Here is a 17735-nt window from a genome sequence, read left to right as displayed (position 1 = left end):
TGAGCGCGCCTATTGATTAATACTCCAAAGCTCAAGTTCAGCATTCGGAAAATGCCCTGATAGGTGAAGCGCAATACCGCCACTATCTTTTAGCCTCATCCAAAATGGCCCTTTCTTGACAACTTCGAAATAGACATAGCCCGTTTGGTAAGGAATCTGTCTCGGGACGACACTCAACGGCACTACGTTTATACCGTTGATCTGATTATTAATTAGATCGCGAATCTGTTCTGCCGGGCCAAACTTGAGTTGCGCTGGGACCAGGCGTCTTATTTCATCTGTTGTGGTATCTGCTTTAATTGCTAGCACAAACTGGCATGACTCAAGCAAGCGTTTATCTGGAAGTGGCGTCACTTGAATACCGTACTGGCGAGGCTCCAACGGAAGTTTGGTCGCAGTTTGGTCAAGAACAACACTGAGGTACTGACTGAGTATCTGATTCAACTCGCTATAGACACTTGATACATCTAAGTGATCATACGCAAGCAAACTTGGGACCCTTTTAGTTTTATTAGAAAAAGTGGCTAACTCACCAATGTAACCTTTAAGTGTCGTCGCTAATTCCAGTGGATGTAACCTATCTAACTCACTGAAATGCTTTAACTTAGCCTCATATCGGTTCAGCATTTGGAGCATGATGAAATCAACAGCAGATGCCGATGCAGATTTACCCTTAATCAAGCGCTGCGCAATAACGTCAGCACGCATCTTTGTCATCGCGATAACGTTACGTAGATAGGCTGACATAACTTTGTCGCTAAGGAGATTGATAAGCGGAGGAACGTACTCATCGTCTAGTATAACTTCCCCTTCAGGAGTTACCTCTTTGATCCTTAAGATAGGTAACACCACATAACCCGCTAATTTGTCATTACTCGCTTTCAACTCTAGGTTAAGGGCTGCAACTTGGATGGTTTCTTCATCTTGTCCTGTAAGGTTATCTATCACGTCGATATCTTGAAGTACATAACGAGAGACGATCGATTCGCTTACATCCGAAACGTTTTTACCTGTAACACTTGAAAGAGGGAGAGTTATTTTTACTAACGTATTTTCAGTGTTTTTATCAATAAGTAGAGGCGAAACTGAATCGTTGGATATTAACGTATTAACCAACGTCATATCTGGCAAAACAGCTTCAAGATGCTCAAGTTCAATAAGACCATCTTTTAGCGCGTGTTTTTTTACTCGACATTTCCAAACTCCCCAATTGTAAGCCCCACCTAACTGATGTAAGCCCTTGAATTCTTGAGAGGTTGCGCGTTCTTGTTGTTGGAAGTGCTGGGGACGTAAAAACATTCCTTCGCACCAAGCCGTCTTGGAGTATTGCGTCATTTATAATTAGCCAACTAAACGTTATTTAACGACCAAAGACAGATCTTCTAACAATACTTGATATGTGTTGTAACCGGTCTTATCCACTTTAATGACTTGTCGCCAATTTGAGTTTTCAATATCTCGAAACGCTACGACAATGCCTAAATATTCTGTCTTTGGAGACATACTTGCTTGATATGTTTCTTTCTGACCTGGAGTTAATGAAACTTCATATTTATTCACTAAATCAGGTCCTAAGACTTTTTCACTTTCTTCATAAATAGAAAAAAAGTCCTGGCTTTCGAAAATGGTATTTGACGTTAATTCAAATACATACACCACTACAGGAGAAGGCCTGCCGTTTGAATCAGGATTAATGTTATGACTTGCTGCTATTTCTAAATCTGAGTATGGATCAACAACTAGGTTCGCTGCTGAGCACCCAAATAAAGCTATTGAAATTAATAACAAAATATATTGGTAAAACTTTTTCATCACCCTAATTCCTAGCCTTTGTTTTTTAATGCTAATTCATAGTGCTTAGCGAAGTCTTCTAAATAGAACGGAGACTCTTTATTGATAATATCATCGGATAGCTTTTCATGAATATCCTCAAACCTCTTCCAACTTTGAGCATATTTCCTAGCTGGAATAACCTTATTAATAACCGTGTCTTTCGCTAAAGCATCTGAGTATATAGAAATAGGTTCAACAAGTGACATAACACTCGAAACCGTACCTTCAACACCTTTCATTAAGGCTTGCTCATGACTTTCGATGTCATTAAATGCTTCTTTAATGGCTGCATTTGGCTTTAAGAAGCTAGCGGTTTGACGGTTATATAAGTTATGAATCGCATCTTCTAAGTTTGCAGAAAACTTTAAAGGGTTATTTTCTGACTTACGAAATGCGGTATGACTAAGTCGATTTGTTTGTTTAAACACCGCTCTGTTATGCAGTGTTTCCATTAAACCAACTAGCATCAAAGAAAATGACTCCCCCAGTTGTTCGAACCATTCCTCTCGGTTATCGCTGGGAATCATCATTGGATCTATACCCACCCCTCTAACAAAAGCCGCAAGTTCACCCCCATTGGTATCAAAGTTGGGAGTCGATAGGTGTTCTGATTGTCGGTTAACTTTCGGTAAAGTTTCAGATACGGTGCTCTGTTTTTCGGGCTTTGGGATATCAATAAAATCATCGACTAAACCAATATCTAGCTGAAAGTCAGAAGGAACACTTTCGTTTAAGAGTTCACTAGCACTAAGGCCTAGGTCAACAAATTCTGCTTCCGATGGACTTGAGACTACTTCAGGAGGTGCGCTAGAAAGACTTTTACTTGTCTCAAGACTGAATACATCTGTATCTGTTTGAATAGAAACTGAAATTTGATAATCCCCTAAGCTAACCATATCGTCATCGCTTAGTGCTATTTCATTTCCTTGACCCACAGGAGTTACAGCATTATTTACAAAAGTACCATTAGTTGAGAGGTCTTTTATCAAGTATTTGTCACCAAACTTAATCAGTTCTCCGTGGGTTCCGGATACCACTCTTTCAGGATCTGGTAGTGTCCAATCACATTGTTCAGACCTACCAAATGTAACCTTGGCATGTTCATCACTTGATTCAAACACGAACTCACTCTCAATCTCTGGAGTAAATTTGTGAAAACTTGTTATGGTTAAAACCAACTTCATGTAAACCTCGCCAAAGACCTGCTAGATATTATTTTTAATTTTATTATTAACTACTTTCTTATTAACAGTAAGATTAATAAATAATCTTAATACTGCCATTGAAAATCATGCACGGAATAATGAATCATTTTTTTATCAAAGCAATCACGTATTGTTCAACAATTTTAATTATCCAACCAAGTTCAAATTTTTGACACTTAGACTTTCATCAATAAAAAAACGAATGTTAGTTTGGCCGAGAAATTCTAACATAATGACTTTTCATTGAGCAGAAAGGTATATATTCCCCCATCATTTATACGGAGTTCTTGTGATGGAAGACAGTAATAAAAACAATTCTATAAATAACGAAGAAAGCGGAGATAAAACTAAAATTGTAAAGACTCAAAAACGAGACAATGCAATTAAATCAACCAAACTCACTAATAATGAAACCTCCGTTAAAAATAAAAATGAAACAAATACAAAACTGTCTCAAAAAGAAAACACTCCGTTAGTTAATAAGAAAAAAAACAATAAAGATGACTCATTAAATAATAACAAAGATGTTATTAACGAAAGCTTAATAGGAGCGACCGTTAAAAATCGGTATGAAATTGAGTCGGTTATTGGGCATGGTGGGCTTTGCGATGTTTACTTAGCTAAAGATAGGATTCTTGAATCTTCAGGTTCAGAAACACCCTACGTTGCGTTAAAAATATTACAGAAAGAGTTTGCTTCTCAACCAGAGACTGCACGCATGTTAATACGTGAAGCTCAACAAACTCAAAGGTTAAGCCACCCTAATATCATTAGGGTTTTTGATTTTGGTGTTGATGGCGAAATATACTTTTTAGTTATGGAGTATATTAACGGAGAAACATTAGAGAGTTTAATACAGCGTTCTAGGCCCCATGGGCTGAAGTTTAATGCAACTTTATCAATCCTAAATCAGGTACTCGATGCACTCTCATATGCTCACTCTCTTGGTGTAGTGCACGCCGACCTAAAGCCCGCTAATGTGATTTTAACGTCTGAGGGTAACGTTAAGTTGCTTGATTTTGGTGTATCTAAAACTCATCAATTAAAGCAGGATCAATATGCGGCTAAACGTAAATCCGAAAATGTTGAAACGCTTGGTTATACTCCCAACTATGCATCACTCAACCTGTTATCCGGTAAGGAACCGAACTTAAGCGACGATATGTTTGCTCTATTTTGTATTGCTTACGAGCTATTGAGTTGCAAACACCCTTACGCAAGAACTCCAGTTAATGAAGCTCTCAAAAAGAAGATCAAGGTCTCTAAACCAACTAACATGCCTGCATCTAAGTGGCCAATATTTTCAAGCGTATTTTCAACTGGCATCATTCCGAACGAGCTGACCCCTGAGCAGTTGAAACGCAAATTGAATATGCGCTATTGGCCTATCGCTAGCGGCGCGGCAGCGAGTATATTATTAGTTAGCGGCATTGTATTTGGTTATCAGCAGCAACAAGAAACCATCGCCAATTTGGAAACCGTTATTAGCAAGCAAAATGATCAAATTGCCGGACAAGAGTGGCAGCTTGATACGCCAGCAGAAAAAAGTTTGGCACTGATTGATAGTGAAAAAAGCTTACATCCAGTCGTTAAGGCTGGCTTATTACGCTTACACAAGACCTATATTCTCAGCGAGTTTGAATCTGAAATTGATCAGGTTTTGAATTCTGATGCCAACAACTACCCGAATTATGATGAAATTGAGTCCATACTTGATAAAGCAAAAACCTACTACCCTGACTCACATAAAATAGAAGTTCTTGCCTTAGATATTCAGTCAAGCAAGCACTCCACGTTACTTTCGATAGCAAGGCAAATCAACAGTCAACTTGAAAAGTCTCGGTACAGTAAAGAAGACGGCAGTAAATCCATCTATGAGCTCAAGGATGAGTTAAATCAGATTCATCAAGGTTATCCTTTCACGCCAAGTTCGTTATCTAGCGATGTTTTCGGTCAGCACCTCACTGAAGCACTCCAAAAGAAAGACGCAGCTGCACTTGTTGCTCTTATTAAGGTTGGGAACACCTTCTTTTCAAACGTAGAAGAGCATCAAGAGAACTTACAGATAAGTAATGCGATGAAAGATGCAGTGCTGGAAATGAAATTATATGAGACAGCGCTAGATTCCAACAGCCCTCTACCGTTTCCAGAAGATGCCGCTAGAATCCTGTTCCAAAAAGAGTTTGAAAACTTTTATTCTCGCCTAGAAAAGGCAAGGACGACAACTCATCTCGATAACTTGGTGAAGGATGTGGATCTGTTCTCGAAAAACTTTCCTATTGGTTTTCAGGATGTTAACGATTTAAGATTCAAAACTGCTGATAAATACTTACGCTTCTCCGATATATTACTTAATAAGCGAAGGACTTCAAGCGCAAGACGCGCTATGAAGAAAGCCAACGAGCTTATGAAGCAAATAGAACAGGACTCTAAGCAAAGCTAGTAATACAAAAGGGACGCGAGTCCCTTTTTTGCCGCAGATCACTTGCCAATATGCAACTAGATTGCTAATTTATACTTGTACTTAATGAGGAGAGTTAGCCTTGACTGAAGGAATAGTCAAAGTTGGCGAACGTCTGGCGTCCGTATGTAACGATAGCCTTAAACTAGGACTGCAAGACACTTACCGACTCGGCGTTTTACTTGGAAACGTCCCCTTTGCTACTTGTGTTAAAAACACGCGAGTTGAAGTTTTTTCATCCCTACATTTCGACCATTGCCGTTTGGATATAAGTCAAAATATCTTTAACAATGACTTTCTTTTTGTAAGTTTATCTCAAGCGACAAGCAAACTATTTCTGCTCAAATACTGGTTATGCCATTCATACCTTCGGCTAAGCCTTCATTATCCGAAACATTCCTCTACCGCAACGTTTAATAGGGGTATACATGATTAATTTTGATGTTCTCAATACATACATGGATAACGACGTAGATCTGATCGTCACTGTTTTTTCTACATACCTTGAAGATCACACGAATGATATAGAGCGTATAGATGAGCTATATACAAGCAGATGTTGGTCAGAACTCTATCTATTAGCGCATAGTTTAAAGGGCATTCTAGAGAGTTTCGGAGAAGACACCGCGGTCATTGCGTTTCAAAGAATAGAAGAAAAAACCAGAAACGATACAGCGCCAGATAGCTCAGATATAGCTATAGTTACTGAAGAGCTAGCTGCAATTAATCAACAAATCTTCGCTTACTTGAAGAATATGCAATAAAGAAATTCAAGGCTTAACTGGGGGAAATATGGCAATGAATAATAGCAATTTCAGGGAGTTGATTGAGTCTCTCAAAGACCTAACACCAACTCAAAAAAGGTACTTACTTAGCCGTACAAAGATGGCGCTAGATGATGAAAATAATATGTTAAACATCAGTGATATTCTAACACCAGAAGAGTTGGAGGCGTTACTATCACCAGCACCAACAACGAATACAAAATAACAATGATATACAACGCAACCGTCAGATTAACGCTAGGGACCAAGTGAAGCAAATCGACTTTGCTTGGTTGTTAGTTTCTCTCCCAATTCCTTTTCACTACAACAAACGTATTGTTTTCGAAACCTTTTTCCAATTTAAACAGGTCAGATAATTGAGCGACTAACATCAGTCCGCGACCAGAGGAGGACCAACTATCGTCATCCATTAAGTTAGGTGCCTCAATCTGTTTATTTTTATGTTGGATGAACGTCTTCTCATTGATCGGCGCTCCGCAATCAGAGACTCTCAGTTCCACGAAACCGGACACTTGGTCATCCCCAACCCTACACTCCACTTCAATTGGCAGGCCTTCTATTTCACTGTAAGAATGAATATAAGCGTTATTCATGAGCTCAACGACACAAAGCTCCAATGATTGAATTGCATTTAAGGGGATTTGATGACCCATCAAAAACCGAACAACGTCTTTGCTCGCACTTCGTGAGTGAGTAAGGGAGCTCCCGTAAGTTCGTTTAAATTCGCTCTTTGACATTCTTTTCCTTAAAATCGAGCCTCTCACCATGCCATTTTACCTGTAAAAGGCTGGCATCATCATCAAACTCATCTTCGTTGTGCCAAGATTGTACTTTTTTAAAGACGTCTCCCACTTGATCTTCAACTGGCAGCGTGCAAACAGCTTTTATACTCGATGCCAATCGTTGTAGTGAAAACATCTCCTCACCCTGCCTCGCTTCAATCAAACCATCCGAATAAAGCCACAATGCATCGCCCTCATCTAGACTAATTTGGTTACCGCTATATTCTATCGGCTGCATTGCACCAACGATAAAGTTATCGTCACCTATCTGTTCCATCGTGTTCGTACTCGCTCGCCAAACTAAGATCCTGGGGTGGCCAGCCGTGCAATAGCTAAGTCGCCCTGATTTTGTGTTAAGAATGGCGTAAGCCATAGTAAAGTAAAGTTGACTGTTTCTAGTTTGCTGATAACGCCGATTTAGCCGTTCAATCACAGATGCTGGCTCACTTACGCAATAGCAGTCATCTCTCAACTCCATCGTGATCGAATCAGGCCCCTGACTTTGAGATAGTGTCTGTTGAATAGAAAAAGCCATCAAAGCTGAAGAAATACCATGACCAGAAACATCACATACATAAAACGCAACATGTTGTTCATCGAGCTCCAAATACCCCAACATATCACCACCAATCTGGGAGCATGGTCTGTAGACATAACTAAACTGTATATTTTGGATAGTTGATTCAGCAGGGAGTAGTTGCTCCATCAGTTGACTCGCAGACTGCAGGTCTTGGTGAATTGTTTGGTAGGCCGCATCTAGCTCTTTATTTCTCTCAACGAGTTTGTTGTGCAGTTCTAAAGTACGAAACCCCGCACGGATTCTGGCCTGAAGTTCCTCTACAGACGTCTTCTTATCTACGAAATCATCTGCGCCAGCATCAATGCCTTTCACGATCGAACTTTGGTCATTTCTAGAAGACAGTAGAACAAAAAAAATGTAGCGTTCGCTAACTTTAGATTTTAATTGGCGACACAATTCAATACCATTAATTCCAGGCATCATTAAATCACTCAGCACAAACTGAATATCAGGGCGGTGGGTTAGCACTTCGAGCGCCGCTCGTCCGTCTTCAACAGCAAGCACTTCATAGCCTTGCTTTTCCAATGCACTGCTGATGTAAAGCAGTACTGTTTTACTGTCATCGACCAAAAGAATGGGTTTCATCTGCCTCCTTAAAGTGGTTGCTATACTGGCTAACGCAAAACACTAGTCACTGACTGCTCATTTCTAAAACGGCTGTAGTCTTCGGCTAATAATTGGTGTTGATATCGAGTGTAAGACAACGCTTCATTAGAAATTAGTATCTGATGCTCTTTTTCGATTAACTGACTTTGCAGCCTTTCAATCTGTTCATTCTGCTGTGTGTAATTGAGGTACAGTGCGAATAGACCAAAAACCGAAACCATTAACAGGGCGATTAGAATATTATTGATAGTTTTCACTTGAATATTCATGACCTCTCCTTGTCTATTATTAGACTTTCCATGATGAAAGAGAGCGTCTACGGACCAAGAGCTCAAGGCTCTAAAACGCAACGAAGCAAATTGAGGTTGTTTTTCCAATTATAGGCGATAGGAGAAAAAATAAGAAAAATCTGAAAAAATTTGAATATCCTGCTGAGTTAAGAATCGGTAAGGTGGTAGCAGCGAGCTATCATCCACTCGCTGCAATACATTAACTCTGAAATGCAGGTCTAGCTAAAATTTGGTTATACCATCGAGCAATGTTTGGCGACGTCGATAGCACATCAATTTCTAGGCCTTTAATTGCGAAACTGATCAAAATAAAGCCTGTTATATCGACGATAGTAAAATGGTCTACGGCGATAAAATCATTATGTTCAAGACGCTTGTCTAAGACAGGCAGAAATTCGTAGACGCGTTGTTTTGATTCTTCGCCCCATGCTTCAACACAACGTTCTCTGTCTCCATAAACTCCGGTCATGTTTCGAAACGCCTGAAATGCCGCATTTAGTCCTTGGAACTCCACCACACGATGCCACATTTCCACCTGAGCACGTTCGAGCTGGTTTGCACCAAACAGCGCCAGATCATTTTCAAACGCTTCATCTAGGTAGCGACAAATCGCCACGCTTTCACAGATCGTCGTGCCGTCATCCAGTTCCAGTAAAGGCACTTTGCCGTTCACGCTTTTCGATTTAAACGGTTCAGATAGGTTATCGCCCTCACGAACGTTCAGCGCAATTCGCTCAACCTCGCCACCGATTTCCTTTAGAAAAATGCTAACTCGCTTACAACTTGGAGTCATTGCGGTTTCATAGAGCTTCATTTCACATCCTTTTATCTTTTTCTAACCGATTGGTTAGGATATACTGTAGCCAGTTTATAAACGATCAGTCAAGAACTTCACTATCAAAAATTTTCAAACAGTTGTGGGTCTGTTTGCTGAGCGAGATTTTTGATGCCGTTTGTGAGTTCACATGAATTTGGAGGCTGATACCCAAGCATAGATGGGTATTCATCATATTGGTTCAGTTCGAACGCTAGAGGTTCTCTGTACCATCCCTCCAAAGCAATTTAATTACCCGATAAGCAGACCCAGGCAGGTAATTTATGGCAAGAAAAGCCAACTTCGACCGAGATGAAAAGCTTCTCGTGGCTATGGATGTGTTTTGGCGCAAGGGCTTTGCGAACACGTCTATCTCGGATCTCACCGACGAGTTGAACATCAACCGCTTCAGTCTTTACAACACCTATGGTGACAAGCAACAGCTCTACTACGAAGCGCTCGATACTTACTTAAAAAAGGTCTCGCTACCGTCACTCAATGATTTGGAAAAAGACGATGCGTCTTTACCTGAGTTAGAATCGTTCCTTAAATCTTTTGCTGAGCTGCAGCGCAAACGGAACTGTGGGTGCTTTATTCAAAATGCGTTGATTGAGCACGCTGGCGAAGACGATGATGTACTGCGTAAAGGGCATTTTTTGTTTGACCATCTTATCGACATCATTGCGGATGCGCTGACCAATGCGCAAAAAGAAACCTTAGTGCCGAAAACGCTGAAACCAGAAGAGCTTGCTCGTTTTGTTCTCAACAACATGCAAGGCATGCGCGTACTTGGCAAAGCCAAACGTTATGCCGATTTGGATACGGCGCTTTCCTGCTTGCTGGTTTTGATTAGGAAGTGACATGTCGATTGAAGTGATAGCAGTACGTCTTACCAAAGGCATGGACTTAAAGCTGAGCCTAGCGAAATTGGTCGAGCAGCATGGTATCAAAGCAGGCTCGATTGCCTCATGCGTTGGCTGTACCTCTGACCTCAACCTTCGTTTGGCAGGTGCAGAGAGTACGTTAACCAAACAAGAGCCATTTGAAATTGTCTCTGTGATGGGAACCCTAACGGCTGAACATCAACACGTTCATATCTCGGTGTCTGATCGTGAAGGACGAGTTTGGGGTGGGCATTTGTTGGAAGGCACAGTGATTGATACTACCGCAGAATTGATCATCCATTCTTACTCAGAACTTGAGTTCACTAGAGCGATGGACGACTCGACTGGCTATACCGAACTACAAGTGAATCCTTGCGAATAATTAAAAGCTCCAGAGCCTTACCGTGTGGTCTCTGGAGCTTTATCCGCTTATCTCTTACGCTAAGAATTTACTCATATCGAGCAGGCAAATTTCTAGGATCATTCTTCGACTAAATAACAAACCTGATTATCGTCGACCGTTACTTGCCAAGTTTTTAGACAGTACGCTTCATCTTCCAAACACTGCCCACTCTTTAAACTGAAATGCTGTTTGTACAGTGGTGATGCAACACACATCTCACCATCGATATCACCGACAATCCCTCGACTCATCACATAAGCCTTACCAATTGGGTCCCAATCTTGAACGGCATAAACACCACTATCAGGAATGTAGAATAACGCGACATGCTCACCTTCAATCAATACAGTGGCACCGATAAACGGCATTAAGTCATCAAGCTGACACAATTTCACTTTGGTTAAAGCTGCCATTTACACCTCCTGTTTCACCGGAATACGCTGACCGCGCACACGTTGGTACGGCAAGACTTTGCTGCCCGACGTGCTGTTCAAGAAAGGACGGAAGCGTTGCAATTTCTGAGGATTATCCAGCGTACTCTTCCACTCACATTGATAGGTATCTATGACTCGCGCCATTTGCTCATCCAATGAATCACATAGGTTGAGAGAGTCATCCAAAATCACTTGTTTAAGGTAATCTAGGCCCCCTTCCATGTTCTCCATCCACACCGACGTACGCTGCAAGCGATCAGCGGTGCTGACGTAGAACATCAATACTCGGTCAATCATGGTGATCAACTCTGATTTGGATAAGTCAGATGCAAACAAATCAGCGTGTCTTGGTCTCATGCCGCCATTCCCGCAAACGTATAGATTCCAGCCGTTTTCGGTGGCGATCACCCCAATGTCTTTACTTTGCGCTTCTGCACACTCTCGAGTACAGCCCGATACGGCAAACTTAAGCTTATGGGGCGCTCGCAATCCTTTGTATCGGTTCTCTAACTCAATGGCTAATCCAACCGAATCATCAACACCATAGCGACACCAAGTAGAACCGACGCAAGATTTCACGGTGCGAACCGACTTGCCGTAGGCGTGCCCTGTTTCAAAACCAGCATCAATTAAGGTTTGCCAGATTTCTGGGAGTTGCTCTAACTGCGCACCAAATAAATCCACGCGCTGACCGCCAGTGATTTTGGTGTACAGATCGTATTGCTGAGCAACTTCGCCTAGCACGATGAGTTTGTCTGGTGTAATTTCGCCGCCCGGAACACGAGGTACAATCGAGTAAGAGCCATCTTTTTGTAGGTTCGCCATAAAGGCATCATTAGAATCTTGCAGAGATTGATGCTGCGGCTCCATGATGTGTTCATTCCACAAAGAAGCAAACACAGATGCTGCTGTCGGCTTACAGATATCACACCCATGCCCTTTGCCATGCAGTGCAATTAAGGTGTCGAAGTCTTTGATTTGTTCCACTTGGCAAATATGGAACATCTCTTGGCGACTTAACTCAAAGTGCGCACAAAGGTGGTTGTTGACCTCTACCCCCATAGCTGCCAGTTGAGTATCCAATACCGACTTGACCATATTGTTACAGCCACCACAGCCAGTACCGGCTTTGGTGTTGGCTTTAAGGTCCGTCAGGTTGGTGGTGCCAGCTTGTATCTCGGCAACTAAGTCACCTTTTGTGACGTTGTGACAAGAACAGATAATGGCGCTGTCTGGCATCTCTCCATCAAGCATTCCGGTATCAAACAGCAGGTTCGCCGCGTGATCTGGCAGGACCGTTTTGTTCAAATAACACTGCAAAAGCGCATCGTAGTCACTGTTGTCACCGACGAGAATCGCACCAAGTAATTGGGTACCACTCGCATCAACCACCAACTTTTTGTAGATGCCTGCAACCGCATCTTGCAAGACCATTTCTTGTGCGCCTTCGGTTTGCATTTGTGCATCGCCGATAGACGCCACATCCACCCCAAGCAGCTTGAGTTTGGTGCTCATGTCTGCACCTTTGAAACCTTCGCTTGGCATCCCAGTCAAGACATCGGCAGTGGTTCTCGCCATGGTGTAACCGGGTGCGACTAAACCAAAGATCTTCTGCTCCCAAAGGGCACATTCGCCAATCGCATAAATATTCTCATCGCTGGTTTGGCATTGGTTGTCAATCACAATGCCGCCTCGCTCGCCGACTTCTAGCTCAGCCATTTTTGCCAACTCATCTTGAGGGCGAATACCTGCGGAGAAGACAATCACATCCACTTCGAGAGGATCTTTGTCTTTAAACACCATACGATGCTTAGCCGTTTCACCATCGCAGATTCGCTCCGTACCCGTCGAGGTATGAACAGTTAGCCCCAGCGCTTCAATCTTCTCTTTTAGCACTAAGCCAGCACCATCGTCTAACTGCACGGGCATCAGGCGGGGTGCAAATTCAATAACGTGAGTTTCTAGCCCCAATAGTTTGAGTGCGTTTGCCGCTTCTAAACCCAACAAGCCACCACCAATCACTGCGCCTGTTCTTGCGCCTTCACATGCCTTCTTGATTTGTGAAAGGTCATCAAGCGTGCGGTAGACAAACACGTTGTCTCGGTCTTTACCCTCAATTGGAGGCACAAACGGGTAAGAACCAGTCGCGAGCACAAGTTGGTCGTAACCCAGCACATCTTCACCATCAAGCAGAAGGCGCTTTTGTTCTCTGTCGATGCCTGTTACTTGGCTGCCAAGTACGAGTTGGATGCCATGCATGTCGTACCATTCTTGGTTACTCAGCATCAAATCATCATGAGATTTGCCCGCAAACAAAGAGGACAACTGTACACGGTCATACGCGATAAAGCGCTCTGCACCAATCACGGTAATTCGGTGCTCCAAATGCGCGTTTTTCTGTACCAATTGCTCGACAAGGTGTTGCCCGACCATACCGTTGCCTACCACAACGATGTGGCTCAATGCGTTCTTTACTGGAATCGTTAAAGGACTGTTCATCGCTGCCTCCTTATGCCGTTTGCGCTGCGGTTTTGGGTTTGTCTTCTTTCGAAGCAGGAATCTCGACTTTGGATTGCTTCTCATAAAGGAACTTCAATACGGCTTGTCGACACTTCTGATACTGCGCATCATCCGCCAGTGCGACACGCTCACGAGGGCGAGGTAGGTTCACTTCTAACACTTCACCAATGGTTGCTGCCGGTCCGTTGGTCATCATCACGATTTTGTCGGATAGCAGCACCGCTTCATCCACATCGTGAGTAATCATGATCACGGTGTTGTTTAGCTCGGCTTGGATCTTCATCAGTGCATCCTGCAAATGCGCACGTGTTAACGCATCCAACGCACCAAATGGCTCATCCATCAGCAAAACCTTTGGTTGAAGTGCCAGTGCTCTCGCAATGCCGACTCGCTGCTTCATACCGCCCGAGATTTCATCCGGCTTTTTGTGCGCAGCATGCTGCATTTGAATCAACTCCAAATAGTGGTTCACTTGTTCCTGAATCCACGCTTTGCCCTTTTTGCCGGCAATTTGTTTTACTGCAAGCTCAACGTTTTGATACACGGTTAACCAAGGCAATAATGAATGGTTTTGGAATACCACTGCGCGGTCGGGTCCCGGCCCTGCCACCTCTCGTCCATCGACTATTACGCCGCCGTCTGTTGGCATGTGTAGCCCTGCGACTAAGTTTAATACCGTTGATTTACCGCAGCCAGAGTGACCAATTAGGGATACAAACTCACCTTTATTGATTTGTAAATCGACGTTCTTAAGCGCGATGAACTCGCCATCTGGCGTTGGGAATCGCATCCCTAAACGCGTTAGATCTAATAATGCTTTTTCCATGATCGTTTCCCTTATCTCAACGCTTGTTGTTTATTCCAAGACAGCCACTTTTGAAGTTGCAGCATGCCTCTATCGAGCATCAAACCGATAAAACCAATGGTGATGACTGCCACCATGATGCGCCCCAATGATGCCGAGCTGCCGTTCTGGAATTCATCCCAAACGAACTTGCCTAACCCCGGGTTCTGAGCGAGCATTTCTGCCGCAATCAACACCATCCAAGCGATACCTAAAGAGAGACGTAAACCTGTGAAGATCATTGGAATGGCAGAAGGTAAAACGATAGTGCGAATGTGCTGCCACCACGAAAGTTGGAGCACTTTGCTCACGTTGATTAAGTCTTTATCAACGCTCGTTACACCCACAGCGGTATTAATCAGCGTCGGCCATAAGCTACATAGCGCTACTGTGATCAGAGAGTTAATGAACGACTTAGCAAACATCGGGTCATCACTCACATAAGTGGCACTTACAACCATGGTAACGATGGGTAGCCAAGCTAAAGGTGATACGGGCTTGAGCAGTTGAATGATTGGGTTGAACGCTTGATACAGCCCTTGATTAAGACCAAGCACGATGCCAAGCGGAATCGCGATAATCGTCGCCAGCAGAAAGCCGGCAGTTACAGTCACTAAGCTTGTTATGATTTGGTCGAAGAACGTCGGTTTACCTGTGTAAGGACGAATCTTCACTTCCGCGTCTGGATTTTTGGCTAATTTTGCAGCATTGCGCTTTTCCTGACGTTCGATAAACGCTTGTTCCTTTTCTCGCTCTTGCCAATGGTCATCGACAAGGTTGCTGAACTGCTGAAAAGTTTGCACAGGCCCCGGTAGCGTACCTAATGAGGTTTGCACTTCTCTCGCTGCTAAGTGCCACATTGCCAAAAAGATCAGCAAACCAATGACGGGCAAAAGCACCAACCGACTTCGGTTCACTACCTGCTTAGCAGGAAACAGGGAAATGACATTACTAGACATACTCACTCCTAAGAAATTTACATCCTTGTTGCCACAAGCGAATTCCCTCGCCTGTGGCGATTATCGTTATAGTTAAACCTTGTCTTTTCCTTTAAGCCCGATAGAGAACTTCTCCAGATATTTATTTGGCTCGCGACCGTCATAAACGATGTTGTCGATAAAGTGTGTTTGTGGCGCACGAAAACCATCTTCAGCACTGAAATCTGGGAAGTCTTTTTTGCTCAACACACCATCTTCAATTAGCGCTTGAGCCGCTTGTTGGTAGATATCTGGACGGTAAACCTCTTTTGCCACATCCATGTACCAATCATCGGATTTCTCGCTTGAGATTTGTCCCCAACGGCGCATTTGAGTCAGATACCAAATCGCATCGCTGTAATACGGATATGTGGCGTTATGACGGAAGAACACGTTGAAGTCTGGCACGTCTCGTTTGTCGCCTTTCTCGTATTCAAATGTTCCGGTCATTGAGTTGGCGATAACTTCGGCATCCGCTCCAACGTATTCGCTTTTTGATAGCATCTTCACTGCTTCTTGGCGGTTGGCATTGTCGTTTTCATCCAACCAATGTGCCGCTCGAATCAAGGCTTTCACTACGCGAATGTGCGTGTTTGGATACTTCTCAGCCCAAGCTTTAGAAACACCAAACACTTTCTCTGGGTTGTTCTTCCAGATCTCGTAATCGGTCACAACTGGCGTACCAATACCTTTGAATACGGCTTGTTGGTTCCATGGTTCGCCTACGCAGTACCCTTTGATCGTGCCCGCTTCCATTGTTGCTGGCATTTGTGGTGGCGGTGTAACACTCAAAAGAACGTCAGCATCCAACTGGCCACTGTTATCGCCTGAGTCTGGTGCGTAAAAACCTGGATGAATCCCACCTGCCGCTAACCAGTATCGCAACTCATAGTTGTGCGTCGATACAGGGAACACCATCCCCATGTTGAACGGTTTGCCTTTATCCAGATAGCTGTCGACCACAGGCTTCAGTGCATCCGCTTTGATTGGGTGAACTGGCTTGCCATCTGGTTGCTTTGGAATGTATTGCTTCATCTGCTCCCAAGTATCATTGGAAACCGTGATTGCGTTGCCGTTCAAATCCATACTGAACGCAGTAATCACTTCTGCTTTTGTGCCAACACCAATCGTTGCGCCCAATGGCTGACCAGCAAGCATGTGCGCGCCAGCAAGCTCACCGTCGATGACTCGGTCTAATAGCACCTTCCAGTTTGCTTGTGCTTCTAAAGTGACGTACAAGCCTTCGTCTTCAAAAAAGCCTTTCTCATAAGCAACCGCCAGCGGTGCCATATCAGTTAACTTAATAAAACCAAACTTCAGATCTTCAATTTCTGGTTCACCCAACTCTGCCTTTACACTGACCGCGGTGAATACCGATAACGAAATTGCTGACACTTTCAGCATCGAACTCCATTTCATTGGTTTGCTCCCATAAAAAAAGCGCCACTACTCCGAAGAGCAGTAGCGCCGTTGCTAAGTCTACAATTACCGCCGTTGATAATTGAGATAAGCGATTCAACAATAAACCCAATTCTACTAATCCAATTACTGTGCCAACTTATTTTTCACTGTAAATACAATGAATTAGTTTATTCTACCGTTTCTAATTCCCTGTTATTGCTTGCTGATAGTGCAACACGCACCACGTTAGAAAACGCACCCTAACCCCAAAGAGGTAGAGCGACTAATCCAACACTTCCAAAGTAGTTATCAAATTCTTGGCAACTTGTGCGAGCGTTTGGCTCGATTGCATGGCTGAATTTCGTAGCGCTTTATAAGCCTGTTCTTCATCAACGCTGTGCATCTTCATCAGCAGCCCCTTGGCTTTTTCCACCAGCTTGCGCTCTTCGATCTTAAAGGTCAGCGATTCAATTTCCGATTGCATACTTTCGAATTTCGCTCTCACTAGTGTCGCATGTTCAATCCAAGGCTGAAGCGCAAACTCACTATCGTGCGGCATGAGCACATAGTCCATTTTTTCTGATAACCGATTGATATCATTAGATGATAACTGCTTTAAGACGATAAGAAGTGGTGCCGATTTTCTGCGGCAGAAATCGACGATCAAACGCAGTTCCGCGGTTGGTTGCTGCCATCCAACCACAACGCTTGCCGACGGTTCTCGTTGCATTAACGTTTCTAGTTGTGCCAATTGGCAACCGATGATGTTGTCGTAATCTTTGCTCAATAAGCCGGACAATCGAGCCTGCTCTTGTAGGCTATCACAGCACACTATGATGGGTGTTTTTGACGTTGATTGAGTCATGCACATTCCTTGTTTATATCTCACTCACTAAGAGAGACATAACAAGGAATG

General features: G+C 43.3%; 18 protein-coding genes. 5 read left to right on the top strand and 13 right to left on the bottom strand.

The genetic code is table 11. The annotated features are described in order from the left end of the window. Positions 1 to 9 precede the first annotated feature (9 nt). The 3 genes from tssK to tagH are packed head-to-tail and all read right to left on the bottom strand — an operon-like array spanning position 10 to position 3017. Entirely contained in the window at positions 10 to 1335 is a 1326-nt protein-coding gene (tssK, locus tag R7M72_RS09065; protein WP_262659484.1) for a type VI secretion system baseplate subunit TssK, read from the bottom strand. Between the two features lie 21 nt (positions 1336 to 1356). Beyond that, positions 1357 to 1812 (bottom strand): type VI secretion system lipoprotein TssJ, encoded by a 456-nt coding sequence (gene tssJ / locus R7M72_RS09060; protein WP_005375933.1) that lies wholly within the window; start codon positions 1810 to 1812, stop codon positions 1357 to 1359. 11 nt (positions 1813 to 1823) lie between these two features. Beyond that, the gene (tagH, locus tag R7M72_RS09055) at positions 1824 to 3017 is read right to left on the bottom strand and encodes a type VI secretion system-associated FHA domain protein TagH (RefSeq protein WP_315957191.1); all 1194 of its coding nucleotides are present in this window, start codon (positions 3015 to 3017) and stop codon (positions 1824 to 1826) included. Between the two features lie 313 nt (positions 3018 to 3330). On the opposite strand from tagH, the gene R7M72_RS09050 reads away from it, so the two are divergent. The 3 genes from R7M72_RS09050 (at position 3331) to R7M72_RS09040 (ending at position 6489) form a co-directional block, all read left to right on the top strand. Continuing rightward, complete coding sequence (locus R7M72_RS09050; protein ID WP_165439090.1) at positions 3331 to 5481, top strand: serine/threonine-protein kinase; 2151 nt, start codon at positions 3331 to 3333, stop codon at positions 5479 to 5481. Between the two features lie 446 nt (positions 5482 to 5927). Next, positions 5928 to 6263 (top strand): Hpt domain-containing protein, encoded by a 336-nt coding sequence (locus R7M72_RS09045; RefSeq protein ID WP_005375918.1) that lies wholly within the window; start codon positions 5928 to 5930, stop codon positions 6261 to 6263. A 34-nt stretch (positions 6264 to 6297) separates the two neighbouring features. Further along, the gene (locus R7M72_RS09040; protein ID WP_005375916.1) at positions 6298 to 6489 is read left to right on the top strand and encodes a hypothetical protein; all 192 of its coding nucleotides are present in this window, start codon (positions 6298 to 6300) and stop codon (positions 6487 to 6489) included. Positions 6490 to 6559: 70 nt separating this feature from the next. Here the strand turns inward: R7M72_RS09040 and R7M72_RS09035 are convergent, their stop codons facing one another. The 4 genes from R7M72_RS09035 to R7M72_RS09020 all read right to left on the bottom strand — a co-directional run bounded on the left by R7M72_RS09035 (position 6560) and on the right by R7M72_RS09020 (position 9356). After that, entirely contained in the window at positions 6560 to 7021 is a 462-nt protein-coding gene (locus R7M72_RS09035) for an ATP-binding protein (protein WP_005375914.1), read from the bottom strand. Further along, positions 7002 to 8231 carry a PP2C family protein-serine/threonine phosphatase gene (locus tag R7M72_RS09030; protein ID WP_005375910.1) on the bottom strand — a complete coding sequence of 410 codons (1230 nt, stop codon included), beginning with the start codon at positions 8229 to 8231 and terminating at the stop codon, positions 7002 to 7004. The genes R7M72_RS09035 and R7M72_RS09030 overlap by 20 nt, the downstream gene beginning before the upstream one ends. Before the next feature lie 29 nt (positions 8232 to 8260). Then, on the bottom strand, positions 8261 to 8521 hold the full coding sequence (locus tag R7M72_RS09025) for a hypothetical protein (RefSeq protein WP_005375908.1): 261 nt from the start codon (positions 8519 to 8521) through the stop codon (positions 8261 to 8263). A gap of 220 nt (positions 8522 to 8741) precedes the next feature. Beyond that, on the bottom strand, positions 8742 to 9356 hold the full coding sequence (locus tag R7M72_RS09020; protein WP_005375905.1) for a glutathione S-transferase family protein: 615 nt from the start codon (positions 9354 to 9356) through the stop codon (positions 8742 to 8744). Positions 9357 to 9640: 284 nt separating this feature from the next. Between R7M72_RS09020 and R7M72_RS09015 the strand changes: the two genes are divergently transcribed. Together R7M72_RS09015 and R7M72_RS09010 are read left to right on the top strand one after the other, a co-directional pair. Further along, positions 9641 to 10216, top strand: coding sequence for a TetR/AcrR family transcriptional regulator (locus R7M72_RS09015; RefSeq protein WP_005375904.1), 576 nt, complete (start codon positions 9641 to 9643; stop codon positions 10214 to 10216). Position 10217: 1 nt separating this feature from the next. After that, positions 10218 to 10622, top strand: a complete 405-nt coding sequence (locus R7M72_RS09010) for a PPC domain-containing DNA-binding protein (RefSeq protein ID WP_047100978.1) — start codon at positions 10218 to 10220, stop codon at positions 10620 to 10622. 98 nt (positions 10623 to 10720) lie between these two features. Here the strand turns inward: R7M72_RS09010 and nirD are convergent, their stop codons facing one another. The 6 genes from nirD to R7M72_RS08980 all read right to left on the bottom strand — a co-directional run bounded on the left by nirD (position 10721) and on the right by R7M72_RS08980 (position 17684). Further along, positions 10721 to 11056, bottom strand: a complete 336-nt coding sequence (gene nirD / locus R7M72_RS09005; RefSeq protein ID WP_005375895.1) for a nitrite reductase small subunit NirD — start codon at positions 11054 to 11056, stop codon at positions 10721 to 10723. Beyond that, on the bottom strand, positions 11057 to 13576 hold the full coding sequence (gene nirB, locus R7M72_RS09000) for a nitrite reductase large subunit NirB (RefSeq protein ID WP_315957192.1): 2520 nt from the start codon (positions 13574 to 13576) through the stop codon (positions 11057 to 11059). 10 nt (positions 13577 to 13586) lie between these two features. Then, positions 13587 to 14423: an ABC transporter ATP-binding protein gene (locus R7M72_RS08995; RefSeq protein WP_005450080.1), complete on the bottom strand. Its 837-nt coding sequence runs from the start codon at positions 14421 to 14423 to the stop codon at positions 13587 to 13589. Positions 14424 to 14434: 11 nt separating this feature from the next. After that, the gene (locus R7M72_RS08990) at positions 14435 to 15400 is read right to left on the bottom strand and encodes an ABC transporter permease (protein WP_042604122.1); all 966 of its coding nucleotides are present in this window, start codon (positions 15398 to 15400) and stop codon (positions 14435 to 14437) included. 72 nt (positions 15401 to 15472) lie between these two features. After that, positions 15473 to 16837, bottom strand: a complete 1365-nt coding sequence (locus R7M72_RS08985; protein WP_017818739.1) for a CmpA/NrtA family ABC transporter substrate-binding protein — start codon at positions 16835 to 16837, stop codon at positions 15473 to 15475. A gap of 265 nt (positions 16838 to 17102) precedes the next feature. Continuing rightward, positions 17103 to 17684, bottom strand: coding sequence for an ANTAR domain-containing response regulator (locus R7M72_RS08980; protein WP_213891300.1), 582 nt, complete (start codon positions 17682 to 17684; stop codon positions 17103 to 17105). Between the last annotated feature and the right edge of the window lie 51 nt (positions 17685 to 17735).

Origin of the sequence: Vibrio sp. YT-18 (genome assembly GCF_033337345.1) — a bacterium.
GTDB lineage: Bacteria > Pseudomonadota > Gammaproteobacteria > Enterobacterales > Vibrionaceae > Vibrio > Vibrio alginolyticus.
This window is presented reverse-complemented; position numbering and strand designations above follow the sequence as displayed.

Coding starts and splice junctions, on each gene's coding strand:
- tssK (WP_262659484.1), bottom strand. CDS start 1,335: ATGACGCAATACTCCAAGACGGCTTGGTGCGAAGGAATGTTTTTACGT.
- tssJ (WP_005375933.1), bottom strand. CDS start 1,812: ATGAAAAAGTTTTACCAATATATTTTGTTATTAATTTCAATAGCTTTA.
- tagH (WP_315957191.1), bottom strand. CDS start 3,017: ATGAAGTTGGTTTTAACCATAACAAGTTTTCACAAATTTACTCCAGAG.
- R7M72_RS09050 (WP_165439090.1), top strand. CDS start 3,331: ATGGAAGACAGTAATAAAAACAATTCTATAAATAACGAAGAAAGCGGA.
- R7M72_RS09045 (WP_005375918.1), top strand. CDS start 5,928: ATGATTAATTTTGATGTTCTCAATACATACATGGATAACGACGTAGAT.
- R7M72_RS09040 (WP_005375916.1), top strand. CDS start 6,298: ATGAATAATAGCAATTTCAGGGAGTTGATTGAGTCTCTCAAAGACCTA.
- R7M72_RS09035 (WP_005375914.1), bottom strand. CDS start 7,021: ATGTCAAAGAGCGAATTTAAACGAACTTACGGGAGCTCCCTTACTCAC.
- R7M72_RS09030 (WP_005375910.1), bottom strand. CDS start 8,231: ATGAAACCCATTCTTTTGGTCGATGACAGTAAAACAGTACTGCTTTAC.
- R7M72_RS09025 (WP_005375908.1), bottom strand. CDS start 8,521: ATGAATATTCAAGTGAAAACTATCAATAATATTCTAATCGCCCTGTTA.
- R7M72_RS09020 (WP_005375905.1), bottom strand. CDS start 9,356: ATGAAGCTCTATGAAACCGCAATGACTCCAAGTTGTAAGCGAGTTAGC.
- R7M72_RS09015 (WP_005375904.1), top strand. CDS start 9,641: ATGGCAAGAAAAGCCAACTTCGACCGAGATGAAAAGCTTCTCGTGGCT.
- R7M72_RS09010 (WP_047100978.1), top strand. CDS start 10,218: ATGTCGATTGAAGTGATAGCAGTACGTCTTACCAAAGGCATGGACTTA.
- nirD (WP_005375895.1), bottom strand. CDS start 11,056: ATGGCAGCTTTAACCAAAGTGAAATTGTGTCAGCTTGATGACTTAATG.
- nirB (WP_315957192.1), bottom strand. CDS start 13,576: ATGAACAGTCCTTTAACGATTCCAGTAAAGAACGCATTGAGCCACATC.
- R7M72_RS08995 (WP_005450080.1), bottom strand. CDS start 14,423: ATGGAAAAAGCATTATTAGATCTAACGCGTTTAGGGATGCGATTCCCA.
- R7M72_RS08990 (WP_042604122.1), bottom strand. CDS start 15,400: ATGTCTAGTAATGTCATTTCCCTGTTTCCTGCTAAGCAGGTAGTGAAC.
- R7M72_RS08985 (WP_017818739.1), bottom strand. CDS start 16,837: ATGAAATGGAGTTCGATGCTGAAAGTGTCAGCAATTTCGTTATCGGTA.
- R7M72_RS08980 (WP_213891300.1), bottom strand. CDS start 17,684: ATGACTCAATCAACGTCAAAAACACCCATCATAGTGTGCTGTGATAGC.